Here is a 23,032-nt window from a genome sequence, read left to right as displayed (position 1 = left end):
ATACCGCCGGGCGCGGCAGCACCGGTGGATCCCGGTTCCCCGATGACTGCGGTGACCACGGCGGTGCCCGCACCCGTCGAGTCGCCGCGGGCGCCCGTGCCCGCGCCGCGGCAGCAGGTGCCGACGCAGGTGATGATCACGCTTCCCGGTCTGCCGCCCATTCCGTGCGGCATCTTCTGCCCGCCGCCGCCACCGGTGAATCCGTGCGTCGCGCAACCTGTTCCCGCGCCGATGCCGCAACCAGGGCAGCCCGGCATGGCGCGCACTCCGCTGGCGCCCGGGCAACCGTACGGCGCGGCGCCCGGGCAGCTACCGAACCCCGGCGCGAACAGCCCCGAAGCGGACGGCAACCCGGCCGGCAACGCCGGACCCGCCGACGCCCGTGCGGCCGGGTGCACGCAACCCGAGACCGAGGCCGCCATCGGCCCCGCCCCTGTCGCCCCGGAGCGGAACACCGGACCGCGCGACCCCGAACCGGCCATCACCACACCGCCCGCGCCGGAACCCGAACCGGTGCCCGACGCCGAACCCGCGCCCACACCGACATCCCCGCCCGGAATCACCCTGCCGTTCGGCATCGTCATTCCTCTTCCGGGCCCACCCCCGCCCCCTCCGGCGGGCTGACTCCGTCCCCTCCGGTAACCCGCAGGTTCTCGCGGCACGCGCTCTGCGTCCAGCTACCGGTCCATCCACGGTGGACCGCGGCGCGATCGCAGGGGGCGAAGACGCGCGTTGGTCCGGGACGGGCTATGCCGCGACCGTTCGCAAACCTCTGCGAGCGATGCCACTCGATCGCACCCTAGTTCTCGCGGGTCGTCGTGCCGAGGCACAGTGACCGTCGCCGTCGCTTGGGAGATCGTCCCGAAAACGGCGTCGAATTGGTTTCGTCACGATTGTGCCCATATCGCGCGCGACACCGCCTCGAAGCCGTATCCGGACCGCGGGAACGGACGTATTCTGATCGGTAGCTATCGCGTGGCATCTGCCAGCGGCGCCGAGGAGGCCATTCACCTTCGGGCACGCCCGCGCCTACCGGTCAGGGCTTGCCGTCGTGGTCTCCGAGGGCGTCATCTCGTGCGGCGGACGTTCGGCGAGCGTGTGACCCGGATCCGAACCCGGGCCGATCGTCGGCGACCGCCGTTCCGAACCCCGTCCGAGACCGGTCGAGCAGAGGTGATCCCATGAGGGCCACAGTCGGAATATCAGCAGAACAGGCCGTGGTGCGCGGGGTGATGGTCTCGTCCACGGCGCAACGGGGCACCAGGCCGGACGTGCTGCGGGAGATCGAGCAGCCGGTCGAGCACTCGGCCGCCGCATCGGTGGCCGCCACACTCGAAGCGTTGACGGCCGAGGCCGAGGCGGGCACCGAAATCGATGACGTCGCCGTGGCGTACCGCACCGTTGCCGAGCGGCGAGCAATTGTGTCGCAACTGTCATCGGCATCGTGGCGATCGTCGTCGCTCGTGTCGGCGAAGGCAGCGCTGCTGGCGATGATCGAGGACATCCCCGGCCTGGGGCAGTACGGCACCGTGCTGGTGCTCGAGCTCGTCGGTTACCACACGTCCTATCTCGTGACCGGTCCGGAACGGAACGGAATTCTCAGCTGCGGCGGGTGGTCGTCCGGTGTCGTCGACGCCGATACCGCCGGCCAGGCGATCGATCGAATCCGGTCCGCGATAGCGGCGGACGGGTTGCTGCCCGACGCCGTGGTCTTGTGCGGCTCGTCGGCGGGTGACCCGGATGTGGTCGCCGCGGTGCGGCTCGCGCTCGACGTACCCGTCATGGCGGCGCCCGACCATGCCAACGCCGCCGCCTACGGCGCGGCGTTGGTCGCGGCCGCTCCGTTCCGGAGCGCACCGGCGGCACCGGCGGTGGCCGGTCGCCGACATGGCGGTCGTGTGATCCTGGCCGGAGCGGCCGCGGCCGCCCTGCTGGGCGGAGCGGCGGTCGCCGTCGTGCAGGCGCGCGAGGACCGCCCGGCCGATGCCGCGATCGGCGGGCCCGTGCAGGCGCCCGTTCCCGCCGCTCGGCTCGCCGAACCGAATCCGGCGGCGGTGCCCCCGGCGCCCGCGGCCGAGCAAGCCCCGGTGGCCGTGTTGCCGGAACCGGCATCCACTCCCGAGCCGTATCCCGAACCGCCGATCCCACCGCCACCTCCGCCACACCCGGCGGCGGAGGCTCAGGTGCCCATCCCGCCCATCCCGCCTCCAGTACCACCGCCCGCGGAGCAGCAACCGCCGCCGCACCCGCGCAATCCCACCCCGACGCAATCGCTCGAACCGACCGTTCCGGCGCCGACCACCGCCGCCGCGCCCGACGACACCTACCTCTTCCCGGGCGAGTCCCCACCGCCTCCCTGGAATGCCGACCAGGCCACCGTGCAGGCGTGGTGGGACAACCACTGGAAATTGAAGGAGAGCTGGCTGCACGGCCGCTGAGACATATGCCCTGAGAGACGCTCGCGCCGAGCCCGTTCCCGCCACTTCCGGCAGGGCAGCCCTACGCTGCCCCGCCGGAAGTGGTGTCAGCGGCCTGGGTCGGTGGATGACGCGCCGGCCGGTATTCTGCTCGGTCAGGGAGGAGGGCGCGTCGTGTCTGTGCAACCGGGCGAGGTCTTCGCCGGATATCGCGTCGTGCGCCGGATCGGCGCGGGTGGGATGGGCGCGGTGTATCTCGCCGAGCATCCGCGGTTGCCGCGCCGGGACGCGTTGAAGATCCTCGATCCGGACCTGGGGGCGGACGCGGAGTTCCGGGCTCGGTTCGAGCGGGAGGCCGAATTGGCGGCGCGGCTGGAGCATCCGAACGTCGTGTCCATCTACGACCGTGGCGCCGAGGGCGACGTGCTGTGGATCGCCATGCGGTATGTCGACGGTGTGGACGCCGCGGAATTTGGTGCGCCGCGGCCCGGCGGTGCTGCCCGCTCGGCGTGCGGTGCGGATCGTCGCAGGCGCGGCCCGCGGACTGGACGCCGCGCACCGCGGCGGACTGCTGCACCGCGACGTGAAACCGGCGAACATCCTGGTGTCGACGGCCGACGACGGGTCGGACGCGGTCCGCATCACCGATTTCGGGATCGCCCGATCGATGGACGCGTGTGCCGCCAAGACAACGGCATCCACTGGTATGTGTGGTCGTTCCGGCGTGGGGACCCTCGGCGCGACTCGACGTTCGAGACCAATATCGACAACGACACCACGCGCCAGGACACCTGGCGCAGACCGTCCGGATCCGGGCGGGTGCGCTGGAGTCACTACCCGGGCGGCAACACGGGACTGCTCACAGCCGGATTCGACGATCCGGCGCGGGCGTGGATCGTCATCGACGTGTCCTGGGATCACCACACCGGCCAGGACCTCTTCGACCACTGGTGGCAAGCGGCGCCGCTGTGAGCCGCGCCGGGCGCCGGTAGCTCCCGCCGACGGTGGATAAGCTGGCCGGATGAGCGCACCAACGGCCGGCTCGGTCGCTATCGTCGACGACCTGGAGACCGTCACGACCCGAGGTCCGGAAGACGATCCCGCGGCGATCGGCCTCGGCCGCGCCGACGTGGAGTCCCTGTGGGAGTCGGTGCAGGCGTGGTACCGCCTGGGCAGCACTCCCGCGATCCAGGTCTGCCTGCGCCGCGACGGCAAGATCGCCCTGAACCGCGCCATCGGCCACGGCTGGGGCAACGCGCCGGGCGACGGGCCGGAGGCGGTGCGCGTCCCGGCCACCCCCGACACGCCGTTCTGCGGCTTCTCGACCGCGAAGGGGGTGGCCGGTGCGCTGATGTTCATGCTCGTCGAGCAGGGTGCTTTCGCCCTCGACGATCCGGTGTCCGACTACATCCCGGAGTTCGCGGCGAACGGCAAGGCCGCCATCACGATCGGTCAGGTGCTCTCGCATTCCGCCGGAATCCCTTTCGTCCCGGCTCCGTATCAGGGCGTCGACCTGGTACTCGACGAGGAATTGGCCGTGCGCGCGCTGGCCGACCTGGTTCCGAGCTGGAAGCCGGGACGTTTCCGTGTGTACCACGCGCTCACCCTGGGATTGGTGCTGCGCCTGCTGGTGCGGCGCGCGACCGGCAAGCGGATGCGCGAGCATCTCGCCGAGCAGGTGCTCGAGCCGTTCGGATTCCGCTGGACCAACTTCGGCGTGCGACCCGAGGACCTCGGCAAGGTCGTGCCGAGCGTGAAAACCGGTCCGGCTCCCTCTCGGACGGCGAGCTATCTGGCGCGCAGGGCGGTCGGCGGGCGGATGGACCGTGCGTCGCGCGCGGCGACCGACGCGTTCCTCACCGCCGAGTTGCCCTCGGGCAATCTGATCACCACCGCGTCCGAGTTGTCGCGGTTCTACGAGATCCTCGTCCACGGCGCACCCGACGGCCGCCGCATCATCCGGACGGAGACGCTGGCGGAGGCGGTGCGCCCGGCGCGCTGGATACCCGGTGTCGCCGGACGCGTCAGCCGAGCCGGCTTCGAACTCGGCGGGCGCAGGTCGAAATTCGGCCGCGACACCGGATCGCATTTCGGGCGTAGCGGATTGACCACCCAGTACGGCTGGGCCGACCCGGCTCGCGGGCTGTCCGGTGCGATCCTCACCAGCGGCAAGGCCACCACCGATACCGAGCGACCGTGGCGGCTGGTTGCCCAGGTCTCCGCCACGGTGCCTGCCGACCGGTAGCCAGGGCGAGGTGCCCGGCCGGATCGATCGCCTCCACCAGTGAGAACACCTTAGCCATCCGAACGATTTAGTCTGTTAACTCGCTTGTTGCCAACCCGTCGGGTTGTGCTAGCGCTAGCGGAACAGACTGACCCGTCGGCTCTTTGGCGGTGAAAGCGTTGGTGTTGATGAGGATTGACCATGACGTGGCGGTGAGCGGATCCCGCCACGAGATGTTTCCCGACGAACGCGGGCGGTTCGGCGTGTTCGGCGGCAGATTCGTTCCCGAGGGCCTGATGGCCGCGCTACTAGCCTTGGAGGACGCCTACCGCCTCGCCTGCGCCGACCCGGGTTTCGTCGCCGAATACCGGGAGCTGTTGCGCGACCGGGTCGGCAGGCCGACGTTGCTGCACCGGGTACCGCGGTTCGGGGAGTTGCTGGGTGTGCCGGGCGTCCGGGTGTATCTCAAGCGCGAGGACATGGCCCACACCGGCGCCCACAAGATCAACAACGCGCTCGGGCAGGCGTTGCTGGCCCGGCGGATGGGCAAGAAGCGGATCGTCGCCGAGACCGGCGCGGGTCAGCACGGCGTCGCGGTGGCGACGGTGTCGGCGATGCTCGGATTGACCTGCGTGGTCTATATGGGCACCGAAGACATGCGGCGCCAGGCGTCGAACGTGGTGCGGATGAAGCTGCTCGGCGCCGAAGTCCGGCCGGTGGACAGCGGTTCGCGGCGGCTGAAGGAGGCGATCAGCGAGTCGGTCCGCGATTGGGTGGCCGATGTGGACACCACCCACTACCTGTTCGGCACCGCGGCGGGACCCGCGCCGTACCCGCGGATCGTGCGTGATTTCCAGACGGTGATCGGGACGGAGACCAGGTACCAGATCGCACGCGCCGAGGGCAGGATGCCCGATTACGTGCTGGCCTGTGTGGGCGGCGGCAGCAACGCCATCGGGGTCTTCCATCCGTTCGCCGACGACCCGCGGGTGGCGTTGATCGGTGTGGAGGCCGCCGGGCTCGGGGTGGATACCGGCGAGCACGCCGCGACCCTCTGCATGGGCAGCCCGGGTGAGATCGACGGTTCCTACAGCTATCTGTTGCAGGACGAGGACGGTCAGATCGCGCGTACCCACAGCATCGCCGCCGGACTGGACTATCCGGGCGTCGGTCCCGAACTCAGCCACTTGAAGGACAGCGGCCGGGTGCTCTACCGGGCCGCGACCGACGCGGTCGCCCTACGCGGCATGCAGGCACTCAGCCACACCGAAGGGATCCTCGCCGCGCTCGAATCCGCTCACGCCGTCGGCTATCTGATGGAGATGGCGGCGCGCGGCGAGATTCCCGCGGACTCGCTGATCGTGCTGTGCCTGTCCGGCCGTGGTGACAAGGATCTCGCCGTCGCCGCCGACCGGCTCGGTGTGGCGTGACCGCTGCTATCGTCGGAAACGCCCATGGCGCCGGAGAGGGACCGCGCGCTACACCCGCGCCCGAGGACGAGCCCTCTTGAAGTATGTGCCCCGCCTGTTGTTGTTCCTGGCGATTCCCGCCGTGCTGTTCCTGCTGCCCTGGTGGACGCTGGTAGCCGCACCCACCGCGGAATCCGGCCCGCTGTTCTGGCTGGGTTCCGCGCTGTTCCTGCTCGGATTCGTCGGCCTGCCCGCGTCGATGTTCCTCGGTCACGGACCGGCGCAGTCGGATGCGGCCTCGATCGTCGGCGACACGTTGCTCGGCGTGACGTGGGTGCTGTTCAGCTGGTCGGTGCTCGGCAATCTCGCGCGCGCCGGACTGACCGTCGCGGGGGTGGCCGACCCGGCTCGCTCCCGGATCGTCGCGGTGGGTGTGCTCGCGGCCACTACCGTGCTGGTGGTGTGGGGTGTGGTCGAGGCGCGCCGGGTACCGCGGGTGCGCACCCTGGAGGTGTCCATTCCGGGTCTGGGCCCCGCGCTGGACGGACTGCGTATGGTCGTCGTGACCGACACCCATTACGCCGCGCTCGACCGGCTGCGCTGGTCGGAACGGGTGGTCGAGGTGGTCAACGCGCAGCGGCCCGACATCGCCTGTCACGCGGGCGACCTCGCGGACGGATCGGTGGCGAAGCGGCACGCGCAGGTGGACCCGCTCGGCAAGGTCGAGGCCGAACTCGGCCGGTTCTACATCACCGGCAATCACGAATACTTCGGTGACGCCCAGGGCTGGATCGACCACATGACCTCGCTCGGCTGGCAACCGCTGCACAACCGGCACGAAATCGTGCGCCGCGGCGACGATCGGCTGGTGATCGCGGGCATCGATGATCCCACCGGCATCGCCTTGCCCGGGCACGGTCCCGACCTGCCCGCCGCGCTCGCGGGAGCGGATCCGGACGCGCCGGTCGTCCTGCTCGCCCACCAGCCCAAGCAGATCGCGGAGGCCGCGGCGGCGGGTGTGGCGCTGCAGATCTCCGGTCACACCCATGGTGGCCAGATCTGGCCCTTCCACTATCTCGTTCGCCTCGATCAGCCCGTCGTCGCCGGGCTGAGCCGCCACGGCGAGCGCACGCAGCTCTACACCAGCCGGGGGACGGGCTTCTGGGGGCCGCAGCTGCGGGTGTTCGCCCCGAGTGAGATCACCGTGCTGGTCCTGCGTTCGGAGCCCGCGAGCGCCTGAGCGCTTTTGGCTGCCGGGGCGACCTCGTCAACGGTGGCCGCGGGCGGCGCCTGCCTGACCGGCGGCGTCGGACGCGGGCGCCGGTGCAGGTGGATGGCCGGGACTCCACGCCTCGACGACCCCCGGAACGCCGTCCTGGACGACATAACCGGCTCGTGTGTGGATGGGCGCGCCCGGATGGCGGACGTAGGGAACGACGCGAAAGTCGTTGCGCCATATCTTGTGGTCGAGTTCGACCCGGACGTAGCCGCGTTGGGCGTTGAAGAACTTGATGTCCGGGTTCGCCGCGAGCAGCCGGCGGCCTTTGTCGCTCAGATCGGTTCCGTCGCCGTTGCTGGTGATCGAGGTGCCGGTGAATTCCGCCGCCACGACCGGTGATCCGGCATCGGTGTAGTCGCGCCGCAGGTCGGCGGCCTGGTTCTCGTGCCGGTCGCCGGTGATCACCACCAGGTTCGCGGCGCCGCGGGTCGCAGCGGCGTCCAGTACGGCGTTGCGGTCGGCGACGTAGCCGTCCCAGGCGTCGGTGGAGACGCTGACCTGCGGGCCCGGGTCGGAATCGTTCTGGCTCATACCCACCTGGTTGCCGAGGACCTGCCAGCGCGCGGGGGAGTGGGTCAGGCCGTCGATCAGCCAATCCCGTTGCTGTGCACCGAGAATGGTGCGGCCGGGGGAGAATCGATCGGTGCAGCCGCCGACCACTGCGCCGCCGCATGCCTGCGGTGTGCGGTATTGGCGGGTGTCGAGCATCGTGATCTCGGCCAGATCGCCGAACCGGAAGCGGCGATGCAGCCGGAAGCCCGCGGCGGACGGCAGCTGCGCCAGGCGCAGTGGCTGGTGCTCGTACATGGCCTGGAAGGCGGCGGCGCGGCGGCGGCGGAACAGGGCGGGGATGCGCCAGATGTCGAGACCGATGCCGGGCGCGCCCGCGGCCCAGTTGTTGTCGACCTCGTGATCGTCCATGGTGACCAGCCATGGGAACGCGGCGTGCGCGGCGCGCAGCGGCTGCTCCGATTTGTACAGCGCGTAACGCAGCCGGTAGCCGGGCAGGTCGACGGCCTCGTCGCGGAAGTTCGGCCCCATCGCGACACCCGCCCGCCCGCGCGCCCACGCCCGCTCGTAGATGTAGTCGCCCAGATGCACGACCAGATCCAGATCTTCCCGGCTCATGTGCTCGTAGGCGGTGTAGTAGCCGGAACTCCACGACTGGCAGGAGGCGAAGGCGAAGCGCAGCCGCGCCAAGGCCTGCCCGGGCGCCGGGGCGGTGCGGGTGCGCCCCACCGGAGACACCGCCGAGCCCGCTCGGAACCGATAGAAGTACCAGCGATCCGGCGCCAATCCGTGCACCTCCGGATGCACGCTGTGACCGAGTGCGCGGGTGGCCACCGCCGACCCGCGCGCCACCACCCGGCGGAACTGCTCGTCGTCCGCCACTTCGTAATCGACCGTGACCGGATCCACCGGCATGCCGCCGAGGCCGTCCGGCGCCAGCGGGTCCGGCGCCAGCCGCGTCCACAGCACCACACCATCGGGTGCGGGATCGCCGGAGGCGACGCCCAGCGCGAACGGATCGCCGAGCCGGCGCGGGGTGGGAAACCGGGCACTGCTCGCCGCCGCGGTTCCCGCCAGTACCGCGGCCGACCCCGCGGCGCCGACTCGGAAAAGTCCCCGACGTGAGAGAGCCATACATCAGCGTAAGGCCGCGCCCGAGGACGGGAAGGGGCCGCGAGCGGCGCTCCGGCGTCAGAGCAGCCCGCCCCGGCGCGCGTGGTCGAGGGCCTCGACCCGGGAATTGGTGCCCAGCTTGCCGTAGATGCCGCGCAGGTGCGTCTTGACGGTGTTGACCGAGACACCGAGATCCGCGGCGATCTGCTGGGCGGTGCGGCCGGAAGGCAATTGCTTGAGCACGGTCATCTCGGTGTGGGTCAAAGCGGGGTAGGCGGGCCTGCGGCGCGCCGCGGGGTGACGCCGGATCGTCGCCGCGAAGCTCTCCGCCCGGCCGAGCCTGCCCGCGTAACTGTCCAGCAAGGGCATCGCGGCGGGCACGTCGAGGAACGGCCGCAACAGCCGGTGGGGCGTGGCGGAACCGAGCGCGTTCTCCAGCGCGGTGAGGGCTTTGGCCGGCGCCCTGGACTCGTGTTGCGCCGCGGAGTACAGCAGCCATCCGGTGACGGCGCTGACCGGACGCAGGTCGCCGGCACGCTCCAGCAGCGGTTCGAGGACGGCGCAGGTCGCCTTGCGGCGATCGGCCGCGGCGTGCAGCGCCGCATCGGCCAACCGCACCTCGGGAAGCTCTCCGACGATGCCGCGGGCGCGTTCGACCAGCAGTTGCGCGGTCCTGGCGTCGTGCACGCGCAGCAGCGCCCACACCACCGGCAGGATCAGGCTGCCCGTCGTGGCGGGCACCGTCTTGTGCTCGAGCAGGACCAGCAGGCTGCGACGCAGCGCGTCGACCGCCGCGGACTGCTCCTCGGCCCGCTCGAGATCCAGCAAGCGGCCCACGACGTGGCCGCGCCATCCGGCGGCGGGGCCGCACGATCCGTCGTGATCGGCCCGTTCGGTGAGAACGGACGCGATCTGGGCCGCCTCGGGCGTCTCGCCTTGCAGGTAGGCGCCGTAGGCGGCCACCGACGTCGCCTGGACGGCGTCGGTCGTGCCCAGCAGTCCGTGTTCCTCGGCGATCGCCAGCGCACGCGCCGCGCGCTCGCGCATCGCTGTGGCGGCGTCGACGGCGTCGGCGGCGAAGGCCAGCCGGGTCAGGGCACGCAGCACCAAGCGGGGGCGGCCCGCGTGCTCGGCGAGTGCGAGCGCCGAGTGCAGCAACTGTTCGCCGCGAGCGACGGTGCCACCGGCGACGAAGGCGGTGGCGATCTGGATCTCGGTGTACGCGTCGAGATCGGGGTCGCCGGTCGGCGAGACGCGGTCCGGGAAACCGGGGAGGTCGGCCCCGGTGGTCGCGGCGACGTCGATCGTCGCGGCGAGGGTGAGTGCGTCGAGCCGTTCGGGCGAGGCGAAGGAGATCTTGGCGGCGCGCCGCGCCGCGGCGGTGTCCAGGCACGCCACCGCGGCGGCGGTGCTGCCCGTGACGAGGGCGTCGACGACGCGCACCTGCCAGAGGAACGGATCATCGAGCAGAGCGGGCGCCGAACGGGCCAGTTGATCGAACAGCGTCGCGCCCCTCCCGTCGAGAACCATGCGCAGCGCACACGTGGACAGGAATTCGCACAGCAGATCACGGTCCGCGGCCGCGAGCTGATGCGGAAGCGCGGTGGAGGGCAGCCCCGCGGACCGCAACCAGCGGGCCGCCCGGCGATGTAGTTGCGCGCACAGGTCAGGTCCGAGGCGGCGGGCTTCGGCGAGGAAGTGGGCGCGCACCAGCGGATGACAGGAGAACCAGACCTCGCCGTCGCGCACGTCGGAATCGATCGGGAAGTCGATCCGATCGAGTTCGTGCAGACAGTGCCCCGCGCCACCGCCGAGGAGGTCGTCGGCGAGTTGCTCGGTGAAGGAAAGCGGAATGCTGGTGTAGGTGAGGAACCGGCGCAGTGCGGGCGGCAGCGCCTCGATGAGCTCGCTCATCAGGAAGTCGGCGACCGCGCGCGCCGGGCGCGCGAGAACGGTGAGCGCAGCGGCTCGGTCGTCGGATCTCGCGGCCAGATGCGTCGCGGCGATGCGCACGAGGGCGGCCCAGCCCCGGGTCAGGGCGTGCAGCGTCGCGAGTTCGTCGCCGGTGAGTTCGCAGCCGTGGTCACGGCACAGCGCATCGATCTGCGCCGGAGTGAAGGCGAGTTCACTCGGACCCCACCGGGTCAGTCGCGAATGCAGCTCGAGCACGTGCCAGCGCAGCGGCGGAGCGAAGCGAGCGCACAGCACCGTCGTCACGTTGGGCGGCGCGTGCTGCAGGAAGTACTCGATACCGGCGAGCGCGAGCGGATCGGTGAGCAGGTGGGCGTCGTCGAGCACGAGAACCGTCGGCGTCGTACGCGCGGCCAGCGTGTCGGCGAGCGCCGCGGCCTGCGCGGCAGGCGGGTTCGAGCAGGTCGGGTTCGCGATCTCGAAGCGGTCGTGCAGCACGGTCCACAGCGTCGTCGGGTCGTCGAGCTGCTCGGTGACGGTCACCCAGGCGACGTCGGACGTACCCGCGGCGTGCCGGGCGGCCCAATCGGCCACCAGTACCGACTTCCCGGCCCCGGCCGGTGCGCAGATCAGCAGCACGTGTCCGTCGCGGGTGCTCGACACGCCGTCGGCGGCGGCGTACAGATCGAACCGGGGGATCGGGGTGAACGGCAACGCGGGTATCTCGGTGACGGATTCCGCCGCGGCGGGGACGGGGCGTAGAGCGGGGACGTGCGAGGTGGTCACCGTGCCTCCCGGGCCGTGTGCTGACAGATCACTACCACGCCTCGGTAGCGGAACTTACCCGGTGTGTAGTCCGCTCGATCAGATCGTGTGTGGTCGTTATGGAATTTTCATTTCGGGTGACCGCGAAATATCGGAGTCACCCGAAACGGGTGAAGTGCCGGACGGTGGGACTGGTGGACATTCGGAAGACGCCTGTCCACTATTCCCCGAGAAAGGGGGCGACCGATGACGCACATGACCGAACCGGAGCCACACCCCGTCCGCCGTGGCATCGCGGCGGGTACGTCCATAGCGGCCGCGATCCTGTTGCTGACCGTCGGTGTGCTGTCGATCTTCGAGGGGATCTCCGCCGTCGCCGAGGACGACCTGATCGTCGTCGGCGCCGACTACGTCTACAAGTTCGACACCACGACGTGGGGCTGGATCCACATCGTCATCGGCGTTCTCCTGGTTGTCGCGGCGCTGGGTTTGATGACCGGCGCCACCTGGGCGCGGGTGGTGGCGATCTTCCTGGCGGCCCTGTCGATCATCGCGAACTTCATGTGGTTGCCGTACTACCCGGCATGGTCGGTTCTGGTGATCGCGTTGAACATCGTCGTGATCTGGGCGGTCGCCACTTGGCGGCCGGAAGCCGTCTGAGCGGACGGACATTCCCGGCCGCGCGCCTCTGCTCTCGGCCGGGACGAACGCCGCCGATCCGACCTTCGGTGCGCCTCGCACCTGAAGCGTGGCGCGGCGCCGGTCAGCGGGATCCGGCGTCGTCCGGCCGGGGGTGGGAGCCGGCTCGGCGCGGGCGGGACGGCGATATTGTTGCGGCCGCAGCATTCCGGCGAGCAAACTTGGTGATCTCTCGCAGAAGTCGGGGTTTCCGCTGCCACCATAGGTGAGGTTGTGGTATCCACCTTCGAGATCGCACTACGAAATCGAAGGGACGCCAATGCCCAGCAAGCCCCCGCTCGTTCTCCTGCACGGTGTCACGATGTCCGAACGGGTGTGGGACGACGTCACCCCCTTGCTCGCCGCCCGGCACGAGGTGATCACGCCCACCGCCGTCGGCCATCGGGGCGGGCCGCCCGCCCTGCGGCGCCCGGCGCGGGTCGAGCATCTGGTGGACGACATCGAGCAGCGGCTGGACGCGCTGGGACTGCGCCGGGTGCACGTCGCGGGCAATTCGCTGGGTGGCTGGATGGCGATCGAATTGGCTCGTCGCGGTCGCGCCGAGTCCGTCTGCGCGCTCTCACCGGCGGGGTTCTGGGAAGCCGGGGACGGAAGCCGGTCGGCCGCGACCCGCCGCATCGCCCGGGAGGCGGTCACCGGGCGGTTGCTGGGCTTTCTCGCCCCGCTGGCGCTGCGCAGTGCGGCGGCCCGGCGCATCGCTCTGCGCAACATCGCCGTGCACGGTGATCGCATCAGCTCGGCGCAGGCCCTGACCTGCTTACGCGACCTGCTGGAATGCACCGTCACCGCCGATCTGCTCGGCACCGACGAGCAGATCGCCGCGCTCGACCCGTTGCCGTGCCCGATCACGGTGGCCTGGTCGGAACACGATCGTGTTCTTCCCGAACACATCCACGGGCCGATCGCCCGGACGCGGCTGCCCGAGGCCGTGTACACCATCCTGCCGGACACCGGTCACGTTCCGATGATCGATGACCCGCGGCTGGTGGCGCAGACGATCCTGACCACCACCAGCGTCACCACCGCCGAGGCGCCCTAGGTCGTACGCGTTCCGCGGCGTAGCGCCCGGAGGACGGCGATGGGTCCGCCCGGTCACACATCGAGCAGGTGCGGCAATCCGGCGCGATACCGATCGGCGTCGATGCGTTTCCACGGTTCGAAGACCGGCAGGGAAACCAGGGGGAAGACCGGTACGCGGGGGGCCGGGTCGTCGGCGGCGTCGAGGATCGCGTTGGTGGCGGCGCGCCCGGATTCGTTGGCGCCCTCCATCGTGGCGAGGTCGATGTGGTTGCGTACGTGATCGCCGCCGAAGAACAAGTTCGGGATGGCGCAGCGGGCCTGCGGCCGGTGGTCGTAGGAGCCGACGGTGTTGACCAGCAGCGGAGTCTCGTTGTGCACGCCGTTCGCGGTCCAGGTGACTCCGGGGTCCAGATGCCAGGAGCGGATGTCCTCGGGACGCAGCCATCCCGTCCCGGTGTTGAGCCACTCCGTGAGCTGTGCCCACACCTCTTCGGCGATCTCCTCCGCGGAGCATTGTTTGGCGGGCCGGTGGAAGCGGATGCCGGGGGAGTCCCAGTCGGAGATGTCCACCGAAAGGCATTCGCGCACCGTGCCGTCGCCGTAACGGGCGGCGAAGTCGCCGACCCACATGGGCGCTTGGCGCAAGGCGGTGAGCGCCCACGGGGAGCCGAGGGCGGCGATATGGCCTTCCGGCAACTCGGTGGGGTTGGCGAGGTAGTACTGGATACCGACCATCCAGTCGGTCCGCAGCTCCCGCATGCCCGCCAGATGTGGGTCGGTGTCGAGGATGTCGTCGGTCAGCAGCGTGACCGCCCTGTCCACCGGCATCGCGCACAGATACCAGTCCGCGGTGACCACGGTGGAGCGGCCGCCGGGATCCGTCAGCGTCGCCGAGGCGATCCGGCCATCGCGAAGCTCCAGCCGTGTCGCCCGCAGGCCCGGCACGAATCGCACGCCCCGCGACCGCAGATAGGTGACCCAGGGGTCGATCCACGCTTCGTTGGTGGGACGGTTGAGAATACGGTCGATACCCGCGGAGTACTGCGGGATCGCCCCGGTCCCCGCCAGCACCAGGGCCTCCCCGATGGTGCCGATCGTGCGCGCCGAACTCAGCTGGGGTTTGGCCGCCACGGTGATCCGGGTGAGGGCGCTGACCAGGTATTCGCGATAAGCCGCCGACTTGCCTTCGGCCCGCAGGATCTGCTCCCACGTCACGTATTCCCACTGCCCGAAACGCCGTTCGGTGCAAGAGGTGAACCAGACGGCCATCTGTTTGGCGAAGAACGCGAGTTCGGCCGGTGGCAGCTCCGGAATGAAGCCGAACGCGCCGATCAGCGTGCTCTGCAAGCGCTGCGGGTTGATCTGGTCGAGGCCCCCGAATTCGACCGGCGCGTAGATCGGCGGCCTGCCCCGGAAACCGGCGACGGTGCCCTCGACGCGGACGAGGTTGCCCGCGACGCCATCGGGATTGCCGGGAAAGGGAATGCGCCGCATGGTGTCCGGAAGGTTCTGATAGCAGCCGGGAAAGAACCGGAAGCCGTGCTCGCCGGGCAGATCCGAACGGCCGTCGGTGCCGGTGCCCGGTACACCCATGCTGCGCGCTTTACCGCCGAGGAACGCCGGTTCGTACACGGTGACCGCGTATCCCCGCTCGATCAGTTCGTGGGCCGCCGACAGCCCGGCGACGCCGCCGCCGAGCACCGCGACCGACTTACCTCCGGTGCGCAGCGCGGGCGTTCGGCGTGGTCCGGGCGGTGCGGCGTGTGCCGGGGCGGCGGTGAGGGCCAGTCCGGCCGCGAGCGTGCCGCGCAACAGGTCGCGGCGGGTGAGGTCGATGGTCGGCCGAGGACGCGGGTCATGCATGTCGATCTCCTGAAGATGCCGCGAGAACGCGCCGCGGCGGCCGGGACTGGATGGCGTCGGCGGGATCGGAGCGCGTGAAGGCGCACGCTTCCCTCCGTTCGGAGACTGTGTCGCGGCATTCGTCCGCCAGATTCGCGAGAACCGGCCAGGGGGCGCGCCACGATGCGCGCAATGCTCCCGCCGTGAGCGCCGCCGCGCGTGCGGGAGAGAAGACGTCTTCGGGAGCCACGGTGCGCGAGAAGATCTCGGTGACCGCGTCGGCCAGCGCGGGGTCGGCCGCGGCCCTGCGGTAGAGCTCGATTTCCAAAGGACGCATCGCCGTACCGCGGGCCAGCCGATTGGTCCACTGGTAGACGCTCAGGCATTCGCGATCGCGCAGCCGTTCCCACGCGGCCAAGGCGGTGTCGAGGTGCTCGGTGTCGTCGAGGGCTGCGGCGGCCAGTTCGCCGAGCAGCCGGCCGTAGCGCAAGGCATCCCGGATGCCTTGCGCGGTCACCGGATCCTTGAAATGGCCCGCGTCCCCGGGCAGCGCCCAGCCCGGCCCGGTCGAGCGCCGGAAGTAGGACGCCAGTCCGGTGGCCGAACGCACCCGCCCGACGCGGCGGCAATCACGCAGGCGCAGTCGAAGTCCGGGCAGGCGCTCGATCGCCTCGTGATACCTGCGCTCGGCGCGCCCGCCACCCGGTTCGGCGGGCTGCGCGGGCGGCTGGACGAGGCTCAGCAGCAAGCCGTCGTCGCAGGGGAACGCGGTGCCGAGATCGGCACCGTGCCGCCATTGGGCCGCGATGTGCCGCTGGTCGGCCGCGCCGTCGTGCCAGTAGGCGAAGAAGCAGTCCCGTCCGCTCGGTGCGGACAATCGGGGCCGGGTGGCCCCGACGAGCCGGGCCACCGTACTGCGGCGGCCGTCCGCTCCGACGACGAGGCGGGCACGTACCTCGTGCTCGCCGCTTTCGTCGGCGTAGCGAACGCCGGCGCAGCGAGCCCCCGACCACAGCAGATCGGTGACCCGCACGCCCTCGCGGAGCCGTGCTCCCGCCTCCACGGCGGTGGCCACGAGCGCGGCGTCCAGTCCGGTCCGCCGCACGCACATCGCGTAGTCGACGCCGTCCACCGGTGTGAAGGACGACCGGACCGCGTAGCCGCCGCCGTCGGCGAAGGCCGTGGTCAGCGGGGGCGCGCCGAGCCGGAGGACACGGTCGAGGGCGCCCGTGCGATGCAGTTCGGCCAGGCCGCCGGGCCACAGCAGGTGCGTCGAGAGGGTGTCGGAGGGAAAGCGCGCCGAGTCCAGCGCGAGCACGTCGCGCCCGGCTCGCGCCAACGCGATGGCGGTCGCCGAGCCCGCGCACCGCGCGCCCACGACGACCACGTCGGTGTACTCGATTGCCGGGGAAGAAGAACCGCGCATGCCCGAACACCTCGGTCATGTAGTCTCGGACACTGTGTCCGATCGATGGTGAGCGGTGGGTGCCCGAATGTCAATATCGGTGCCGTGTCGGCAGAATGGGGGGACGCACCCGACCGGCACAGCCGAGCACGCGGCCGCCGCGCCGCAGAGAGGACCCGGATGCCCTCGCTGACCCGTGTCCCCAGAAACGCACGCAAACCGGTCGACGATCGGCGCGCGGATTTCGAGCGACGCGTCCTCGCCGCGGTGGAGGAGCTGCTCGCCGACGGCACGCCCTACACCGAGATCGCCGTCCACCGGATCGCCGCCGCCTCGCAGTCGGCGAGGTCGACGTTCTACAGGTATTTCCCGGACAAGAGCCGGCTGCTGATCCGCATGGCCGAATTGGCCACCGCGGATCTGTTCGAGGCCGCCGAGCGCTGGTGGATCACCGAGCACACCGGGCGGCAGGCCGGTGTGGTGGCGGCCGTGCGCACCATGATCGCGGGGTTCCGCGAGCACCGGTCGCTGCTGCTGGCGCTGAGCGAAGTCGCCGCCTACGACCGTGACGTCGGCGCGTATTGGCGCGGCCGGGTCGCCTCGTTCGTGGCGGTGGTGCGATCGCGGCTGGAGACCGACCGTGCCGCGGGACGGATAAGTCCGGCGATCGATCCGCGGGCCACCGCCGTCGTGCTGACCTCGATGGTGGAACGCGCGATCGCGGTGAGCTTCTCCTCCGGCTCCGGGGTCACCGACGACGCGCTGGCGGAGGCGCTGGGCCGGGCGATCTGGTTGACGGTGTACGGCGACGCCCCGTCGGCCTGACGGAACACCCGGCGGCACAAGCGGATCCATTGCTACAGTCGCGCCCATGACACAATCCGGACAGCCCCTGCGGATCGGCATCCTGGGCGCCGCCCGCATCGCGCCCGCCGCCGTCGTGCGCCCCGCCGGGGCGAACGCGGACACGGTGGTCGCCGCCGTGGCTGCCCGCGAGCCGGAACGCGGCCGGGCGTTCGCGCGCGAACACGGCATCGCGCAGGTCTTCGACAGCTATGCCGCGCTGATCGCCGCGCCCGACATCGACGCGGTCTACAACCCGCTGCCGAACGGTCTGCACGGCCGGTGGACGAAGGAGGCGCTCGCCGCGGGCAAGCACGTGCTGTGCGAGAAACCGTTCACCGCCAACGCCGCCGAGGCCGAGGAGATCGCGGCACTGGCCGCGACGTCGGACCGGGTGGTCATGGAGGCCTTCCACTACCGCTACCACCCGATGACCAGGCGGGCCGAGGAGATCATCGCCTCCGGCGAACTCGGCGAGCTGGTGCGGGTGGACACCGCGATGTGTTTTCCGCTGCCGCGATTCTCCGATATCCGCTACGACTACGCCCTCGCGGGCGGGGCGCTGATGGACGCAGGCTGCTACGCGGTGCACATGGCCCGGGTCTTCGGCGGCGAGAACCCGGAGGTCGTCGCGGCGACCGCGAAGTTGCGCGGCCCGCACATCGACCGCGCGATGAGTGCCGAACTGCGCTTCCCCTCCGGGCACACCGGGCGGGTGCGCTGCTCGATGTGGTCGTCGGACCTGCTGCGCATCGGGGCGCGCGTGGTGGGCGAACGCGGTGAACTGCGGTTGCTCAATCCGGTGGCGCCGCAACTGCCGCGCAGGCTTTCGGTGCGTTCGCAGGGCGGCAGGCGCACGGAGAAGATCTCGCGCCGCAGCACTTACGCCTATCAGCTCGATGCCTTCGTCGCGGCGGTGCGGCACGGGGAGCCGGTGCTCACCTCCGCCCAGGACGCGGTGGCGACGATGACCGTCATCGACGCGATCTACGCGGCCGCGGGCCTGCCGCTACGGCAACCGGCCTGACGCGGCGGTCGCGATCGCCTCGGTGTAGACCGCGACCAGTCGTTCGGTGAACCGCGACTGCAGCGTCCGGCCCGCGTGGCGTGCCAAGACCTCGCGCATGGCGGTGAGCCGGTCCGGCTGAGCCGCCAGCAGCCCCAGCGCTTCGGCGAGCGCGGCCGTCGAGGCGTCGCGGGCCCGGAATTCGCCACCCTCGGGCACCGTTTCGGTGACGTCGGGGTCGCAGTGCAGCACGGGAAGGCCCACCGCGACCGCCTCGAGCAGAACCATGCCTTGCGTGTCACACCCGGCGGAGGGGAACAGCAGCACATCGTGGGCACGCATGGCCGCCAAGCACTGCGCCTGGCTCACCTCGCCGTGCAGCCGAACCCGCTGGTGCAGCCCGAGCCGGTCGACGGCCGCGCGCAGGCGCGCCTCCAACGCTCCCGCACCGTAGATGTCGAGGGTGCAGCCCTCGGCCCGGTGCACCGCCTCGATGGCGTCCAGCGGCCGCTTCTCCGCCGAGAACCTGCCGCACCACAGCACGCGCAGCAACGGATCCCGGCCACGGGGCCGCTCGGGGAGAGCGCGCACCAGATCGTCGTCGACTCCGTTGGACACCACGTGCATCGGCCGATCCACCCCGTGCGCGGCCAACCGCTGGGCGAAATGCCGTGTCGGCACCACGATGTGGTCGGCGGCCCGCGCCTGCGCGACCAGCGGCCGCCAGGCGTGGCGCGCCGTGCGGCTTTCCGCCGACTTCGGCATCGTCCCGCGCAGGCCGACGAAGCTGCCGTGCAGCACGCGCATGGTGAGCGCGGCGAGATAGGGAAACGGGGAATTGCGTTCGATGAAGGAGTCGTCGCGGCTGTGCATGGACTGCACCGCCGGAAGGCCGTGGCGGCGCGCGGCGCGCAATCCGGCGATGCCCGCTCCGTAGGTGGTCTGCGCGTGCACGACATCGAATCCGCGCTCGGCGAACACCGCGTCGATGAGGCGGGCATTCCTTCGGGTCGGCAGGGCGACCGGATAGCCGTTCACGGCCAATCCCGCCGTGGTGGCGAGCACGACGATCCCGGGATCCGGCGGCACGGGATCCGGCGGGGGGATGGTGAACACGGTGACGCGATGCCCCAGCCGTTCCAAGGCCGTGCGCTGCGCGCGCATCGACGTCTGGATCCCCCCGAGGGTGGCCGGATGGAAGTCCGCGAACATCGCGATGCGCAACGAGCGGTCGTCCCCGCTCACGCGGTGCCCCGTCCGGCCGCGGAAGGCGCACAGCCGTCGAGGAATTCGAGGATGTGCCCGTACACGTCCAGCGCGGCGCCGCGACCGAGGAAGGTGTCGAGGTGGCCGTAGGAAGGGATCTCGATGTAGCGCACGTCCAGCCCGGGGTGGCGGGTGGTGAGCACGTCGTGGCACAGCTTGTTGGAGTCGAGCCAGACCTCGTTGCGGCTGCCCGACAACAGCAGCACCGGGCAATCGATCCGGTCGGCGTGGTCGAGGGCGTTCTCCGGGAGCACGCGGTAGCGGTCGTCGTTGTCGTTCCAGCGTTGCACCGCGTGCGCCAGCTCCATCCGCCGCAGCTGGGGCAGCACATGGACCGGGATCGGCCCGAACAGTTCCGCCAGACGGTCGTGGGTGCGCGGATCGAGGTGGTCGTGGACGAACAGCTGCGCGCCCATGCCCCAGCTGCCGTGCACCATCCGGCAGGTGGGGTCGGTGCATTCCCCTTTCCGGGTGAGCAGGGCGTAGAGCAGCGTTTTGCGCGACCACAGCCCGACTCTGCGGAAGTCGGACTCGAGGTGGTGGACGCGGGAGCCGAGCAGTTCGCCACCCACGAGCACGCGCATCCGCACCGCGTTGCTCACTTTCGGGGTGAGGAACACGCCCTGGGCCACGACGCCGGCCAATCCGGGCAGCAGTCCCGCGGCCATGCTCATCGACAGCGCCAAGGCCCCGACGCAGTGCGCGACCACGAACAGCGGCCGGTCGCCGATGCGCAGGCGGATCTCCTCGACGGCGCCGGGGAGGTCGTAGAGCGCCACGTCGTCGAAGCTGAAACGCGGCCCGGAGGCGTTGTAGGGCAGACGGGAGCTGCCGCGCCAGTCCAGCAGCCACGGTTGGTATCCCGCGTCGAGCAGCGCGTCGACGACCGTGCGGATCTCCGGCGCCAGGAACATCTCCGAGGAGACGCCGTGGCCGTGGACCAGCAGGACCGCGGGCCGGTCGGCCTCGGCGGCGACGGCGCGGCGCAAGCCCAGCCGCAGGCCGTCGGCGGCACGGAACGGGATCTCCTCCAGCGCCGGGGCGGCGCCCGGCCGGATCGGGGTGAGCATCAGCGCGACTCCTTCGCGTTTCGGCGCAGATCCAGCAGCTCGGTGCCCACGCGCAACGCCGGTTCCAGCAGGCCCTTGCCGAGCTGGGATCCGAACCAGCTCAGCCACAACAGTTTCGCGGTCCGCCGCTGGCGCTCGGACAATCGCGGATCGACCTGGATGCCGTCGATCTGATCGCGCAGGTAGGTCTCCAGCGGCACGGCGACTTCGCCGGTGAGGCTCGCCGGTTCGCCCTCGCGGCCGAGTTCCACGGTCAGCGTGCGCGCCTGCCTGATGAGGGTGCGGCGCGCCTCGGCGTATTTGTAACCGGACAGCCACCACCTCCCGCCGTCGGCGTCGCGCAGCGCCAGCCGGTAGTGCATCAGCGGATGCCGCAGTCCGTGCCGGATCGGGATGCCGTCGTGCGGGCGCACCGACAGCACACCGGACACGGTGAGGGGTTCGTCGTGCAGGCGTGCGCACCGTAGTTCGCCACCGACATCGACCGTGCGCCCGGCCACCAGCTGGTGGGTGCTCGCGATGGACAAGCGCAGATTCAGGGTGCAGGACGTGTCGGCCGCCCCGTCCGCGGCTGCGAGGGTGCCCGCCAGGGTTTCCGCGAACCACAGATACGGTGCGTCCTGCGGCTGCGGCAGCCGGGCCAGACCGGTGCCCGCGAGCATTTCCAGTGTCTTGCTTTGCGACCGAGCGCCGTAGCGGACCGGCTGGGGCAGGTTGTGGGCGCGCAGGAAGGCGCGGGTTCGGTCGTCGGTGGCGGCGGGGACGGAGGCCATCGTCTCCAGCGGGTGGCGCGCGACCGGGCTCTGCAACACCTGCGCCAGCGATTCCAGCTCAGGGACCGGCTCGGTGCGGATCCGTTCCACCACCTCGTCACACCAGGCGGACCAATGCTGCACCCGCATGTCCATGCCGATCGCCGCCGACTCGCCGAGCATCTGCTCCAGTGTGGTCGGCGTGCCGGTGAGATGGTAATTGTGGCCCCACGCCCCCGGCGCGCACACGATGGCCGCCGCGACCTTGCTGACCCAATCCACCGGGGCGACATGGAGATTGCGCAGCGCGGGGACGGTGCCGAACCGCGACAGCGCCGCGATGATGCCGCTGTTGAGGTCGCGGGGGTTGTGCGCACCGGTCTCCCGGTGTCCGCCGATTCCGCCGGGTCGCAGCACCGTGACCACCAGTCCGTGCTCGCGCGCCCGCCGCATGACCGCCTCGGCCGCCCACTTCGTCCGGTCGTAGCCGATCACGAGCTTGCCGATATTCGCCACCGGATCGTCCTCGCCCATCGAGGCGATGCCGAGTTCGTTGAACACCGCGATCGAGGAGATGTGGTGCAGCGGTTTCGGTCTGCCGGTCGCGGCCAGCCGGGCGAGGGTCAGCGGGCCGAGCACGTTGCCGCGGCGCAGGGATCGGTAGCCGCGCAGGAAGTCCACCGCGGCGCCGACGTTGACGATCGCGTCGACCTCGTCCGCCAGCGCGGTCCAGCGTTGCTCGGACAGGCCGAGGTTCGGCTCCCGCAGGTCGCCGGTCAGCACCGTCACCCGCCTGCGCACCTCCGGTGACCACGGCAGCAGGAACCGCGTCAGCGCGGCGGCCAGCCGGTCGAGGCCGTCGGTCTCGTCCCGCGCGCGGACCAGGCAGACGACGTGGGCGTCGCTGCCGCGCAACAGGTCCAGGAGCAGATGGCTGCCGAGGAAACCGGTGGCGCCGGTGAGCAGCACACGGCGTGGGACCACCCGCTCCGGCGGGTCGACCAGCGGTAACCGGTCGGCTCCGGCGACATCGGACATCAGCTGCGCGAACTCGTCGTCCACGGAATCGGATGCCGGCGCGATGATCTCGTGGTCCCTGGCGTCCGGACCGGTGCCCAGCCAGCGCCGCGCGAGCCTGCGCGGACGCGCGTCGGCGAACACGTCGTCCAACTCCAGGTGCACGTCGAGCTCGCGGGCGAGCGCCGCCACGAACTGCACCGCCGCGACGGAGGTGGCGCCGCCGTCGAAGAAATCCGTGTCCGGACCGACGGTTTCGGCGGTGAATCGGTTCGCCAGCCGGGTGACCGCCGCCGTGAGCGACTCCGGATCCCACTGTTCGCGCCGTTCGATCGCCGCCGTCGCGGGGGGTGCGTCGCCACCCGCGCGCGCGAGCAACGCGGACACGTCCAGGCCGCCACCGCGCTCGATGGCCTCGGCGAGGTCGCGCCGATCGGCTCGCTCGAGACGCGGCGAGTGCTCGCCGTTCGGACTGCGCACGGGA

16 protein-coding genes and 2 pseudogenes are annotated in these 23,032 nt (G+C 70.9%); 11 read left to right on the top strand and 7 right to left on the bottom strand.

Translation table 11 applies throughout. From position 1 onward, the window contains the following. The 7 genes and pseudogenes from NG1_RS13480 to NG1_RS13455 all read left to right on the top strand — a co-directional run. Positions 1-624 (top strand): annotated as a pseudogene (locus tag NG1_RS13480) (lytic transglycosylase); the annotation flags it as partial. A gap of 557 nt (positions 625-1,181) precedes the next feature. Continuing rightward, positions 1,182-2,438 (top strand): DUF7159 family protein, encoded by a 1,257-nt coding sequence (locus NG1_RS13475; protein ID WP_157114040.1) that lies wholly within the window; start codon positions 1,182-1,184, stop codon positions 2,436-2,438. Between the two features lie 219 nt (positions 2,439-2,657). After that, positions 2,658-2,822: pseudogene (locus NG1_RS38800) on the top strand (serine/threonine-protein kinase); the annotation flags it as partial. Positions 2,823-2,862: 40 nt separating this feature from the next. Further along, positions 2,863-3,429 carry a protein kinase domain-containing protein gene (locus NG1_RS38255; RefSeq protein WP_254368842.1) on the top strand — a complete coding sequence of 189 codons (567 nt, stop codon included), beginning with the start codon at positions 2,863-2,865 and terminating at the stop codon, positions 3,427-3,429. 9 nt (positions 3,430-3,438) lie between these two features. Beyond that, positions 3,439-4,662: a serine hydrolase gene (locus NG1_RS13465; protein ID WP_062970664.1), complete on the top strand. Its 1,224-nt coding sequence runs from the start codon at positions 3,439-3,441 to the stop codon at positions 4,660-4,662. A gap of 167 nt (positions 4,663-4,829) precedes the next feature. Further along, positions 4,830-6,071 (top strand): tryptophan synthase subunit beta, encoded by a 1,242-nt coding sequence (gene trpB / locus NG1_RS13460; RefSeq protein ID WP_062970688.1) that lies wholly within the window; start codon positions 4,830-4,832, stop codon positions 6,069-6,071. Between the two features lie 76 nt (positions 6,072-6,147). Further along, positions 6,148-7,290, top strand: a complete 1,143-nt coding sequence (locus NG1_RS13455) for a metallophosphoesterase (RefSeq protein WP_157114039.1) — start codon at positions 6,148-6,150, stop codon at positions 7,288-7,290. A 27-nt stretch (positions 7,291-7,317) separates the two neighbouring features. Here NG1_RS13455 and NG1_RS13450 read toward each other — a convergent pair whose 3' ends face one another. Both NG1_RS13450 and NG1_RS13445 read right to left on the bottom strand, forming a co-directional pair. Then, entirely contained in the window at positions 7,318-8,973 is a 1,656-nt protein-coding gene (locus NG1_RS13450; protein WP_062970659.1) for an alkaline phosphatase D family protein, read from the bottom strand. Positions 8,974-9,030: 57 nt separating this feature from the next. Then, positions 9,031-11,649 (bottom strand): LuxR C-terminal-related transcriptional regulator, encoded by a 2,619-nt coding sequence (locus NG1_RS13445; RefSeq protein ID WP_062970657.1) that lies wholly within the window; start codon positions 11,647-11,649, stop codon positions 9,031-9,033. A gap of 225 nt (positions 11,650-11,874) precedes the next feature. Between NG1_RS13445 and NG1_RS13440 the strand changes: the two genes are divergently transcribed. Together NG1_RS13440 and NG1_RS13435 are read left to right on the top strand one after the other, a co-directional pair. Then, on the top strand, positions 11,875-12,288 hold the full coding sequence (locus NG1_RS13440) for a DUF7144 family membrane protein (RefSeq protein ID WP_062970655.1): 414 nt from the start codon (positions 11,875-11,877) through the stop codon (positions 12,286-12,288). 298 nt (positions 12,289-12,586) lie between these two features. After that, positions 12,587-13,366, top strand: a complete 780-nt coding sequence (locus tag NG1_RS13435; RefSeq protein WP_062970653.1) for an alpha/beta fold hydrolase — start codon at positions 12,587-12,589, stop codon at positions 13,364-13,366. Between the two features lie 53 nt (positions 13,367-13,419). On the opposite strand, the gene NG1_RS13430 is transcribed toward NG1_RS13435, so the two are convergent. Together NG1_RS13430 and NG1_RS13425 are read right to left on the bottom strand one after the other, a co-directional pair. Beyond that, positions 13,420-15,210 (bottom strand): hydroxysqualene dehydroxylase, encoded by a 1,791-nt coding sequence (locus tag NG1_RS13430; protein ID WP_062970651.1) that lies wholly within the window; start codon positions 15,208-15,210, stop codon positions 13,420-13,422. Further along, positions 15,203-16,615 carry an NAD(P)/FAD-dependent oxidoreductase gene (locus NG1_RS13425; RefSeq protein ID WP_062970649.1) on the bottom strand — a complete coding sequence of 471 codons (1,413 nt, stop codon included), beginning with the start codon at positions 16,613-16,615 and terminating at the stop codon, positions 15,203-15,205. The genes NG1_RS13430 and NG1_RS13425 overlap by 8 nt, the downstream gene beginning before the upstream one ends. Before the next feature lie 159 nt (positions 16,616-16,774). On the opposite strand from NG1_RS13425, the gene NG1_RS13420 reads away from it, so the two are divergent. Both NG1_RS13420 and NG1_RS13415 read left to right on the top strand, forming a co-directional pair. Beyond that, positions 16,775-17,419, top strand: coding sequence for a TetR/AcrR family transcriptional regulator (locus NG1_RS13420; RefSeq protein WP_062970646.1), 645 nt, complete (start codon positions 16,775-16,777; stop codon positions 17,417-17,419). Between the two features lie 46 nt (positions 17,420-17,465). Beyond that, complete coding sequence (locus NG1_RS13415) at positions 17,466-18,464, top strand: Gfo/Idh/MocA family protein (protein WP_062970644.1); 999 nt, start codon at positions 17,466-17,468, stop codon at positions 18,462-18,464. Here NG1_RS13415 and NG1_RS13410 read toward each other — a convergent pair. Genes NG1_RS13410 through NG1_RS13400 form a run of 3 tightly spaced genes read right to left on the bottom strand, consistent with a single transcriptional unit; the run spans position 18,447 to position 23,028 of the window. Beyond that, complete coding sequence (locus NG1_RS13410; RefSeq protein WP_245659890.1) at positions 18,447-19,688, bottom strand: glycosyltransferase; 1,242 nt, start codon at positions 19,686-19,688, stop codon at positions 18,447-18,449. The two genes, NG1_RS13415 and NG1_RS13410, sit on opposite strands and share 18 nt — an antisense overlap. Continuing rightward, a complete protein-coding gene (locus tag NG1_RS13405; RefSeq protein ID WP_062970642.1) occupies positions 19,685-20,779 on the bottom strand; it encodes an alpha/beta hydrolase in 1,095 nt (364 codons plus the stop codon). Before NG1_RS13405 ends, NG1_RS13410 begins: the two co-directional genes overlap by 4 nt. After that, positions 20,779-23,028 (bottom strand): thioester reductase domain-containing protein, encoded by a 2,250-nt coding sequence (locus tag NG1_RS13400; RefSeq protein ID WP_062970684.1) that lies wholly within the window; start codon positions 23,026-23,028, stop codon positions 20,779-20,781. Before NG1_RS13400 ends, NG1_RS13405 begins: the two co-directional genes overlap by 1 nt. Positions 23,029-23,032: the final 4 nt, after the last annotated feature.

This window comes from Nocardia gamkensis NBRC 108242 (assembly GCF_001612985.1).
Taxonomy (GTDB): domain Bacteria; phylum Actinomycetota; class Actinomycetes; order Mycobacteriales; family Mycobacteriaceae; genus Nocardia; species Nocardia gamkensis.
This window is presented reverse-complemented; position numbering and strand designations above follow the sequence as displayed.

Coding starts and splice junctions, on each gene's coding strand:
- NG1_RS13475 (WP_157114040.1), top strand. CDS start 1,182: ATGAGGGCCACAGTCGGAATATCAGCAGAACAGGCCGTGGTGCGCGGG.
- NG1_RS13425 (WP_062970649.1), bottom strand. CDS start 16,615: ATGCGCGGTTCTTCTTCCCCGGCAATCGAGTACACCGACGTGGTCGTC.
- NG1_RS13440 (WP_062970655.1), top strand. CDS start 11,875: ATGACGCACATGACCGAACCGGAGCCACACCCCGTCCGCCGTGGCATC.
- NG1_RS13435 (WP_062970653.1), top strand. CDS start 12,587: ATGCCCAGCAAGCCCCCGCTCGTTCTCCTGCACGGTGTCACGATGTCC.
- NG1_RS38255 (WP_254368842.1), top strand. CDS start 2,863: ATGTCGACGGTGTGGACGCCGCGGAATTTGGTGCGCCGCGGCCCGGCG.
- NG1_RS13405 (WP_062970642.1), bottom strand. CDS start 20,779: ATGCTCACCCCGATCCGGCCGGGCGCCGCCCCGGCGCTGGAGGAGATC.
- NG1_RS13415 (WP_062970644.1), top strand. CDS start 17,466: ATGACACAATCCGGACAGCCCCTGCGGATCGGCATCCTGGGCGCCGCC.
- NG1_RS13420 (WP_062970646.1), top strand. CDS start 16,775: ATGCCCTCGCTGACCCGTGTCCCCAGAAACGCACGCAAACCGGTCGAC.
- trpB (WP_062970688.1), top strand. CDS start 4,830: ATGAGGATTGACCATGACGTGGCGGTGAGCGGATCCCGCCACGAGATG.
- NG1_RS13450 (WP_062970659.1), bottom strand. CDS start 8,973: ATGGCTCTCTCACGTCGGGGACTTTTCCGAGTCGGCGCCGCGGGGTCG.
- NG1_RS13430 (WP_062970651.1), bottom strand. CDS start 15,210: ATGCATGACCCGCGTCCTCGGCCGACCATCGACCTCACCCGCCGCGAC.
- NG1_RS13465 (WP_062970664.1), top strand. CDS start 3,439: ATGAGCGCACCAACGGCCGGCTCGGTCGCTATCGTCGACGACCTGGAG.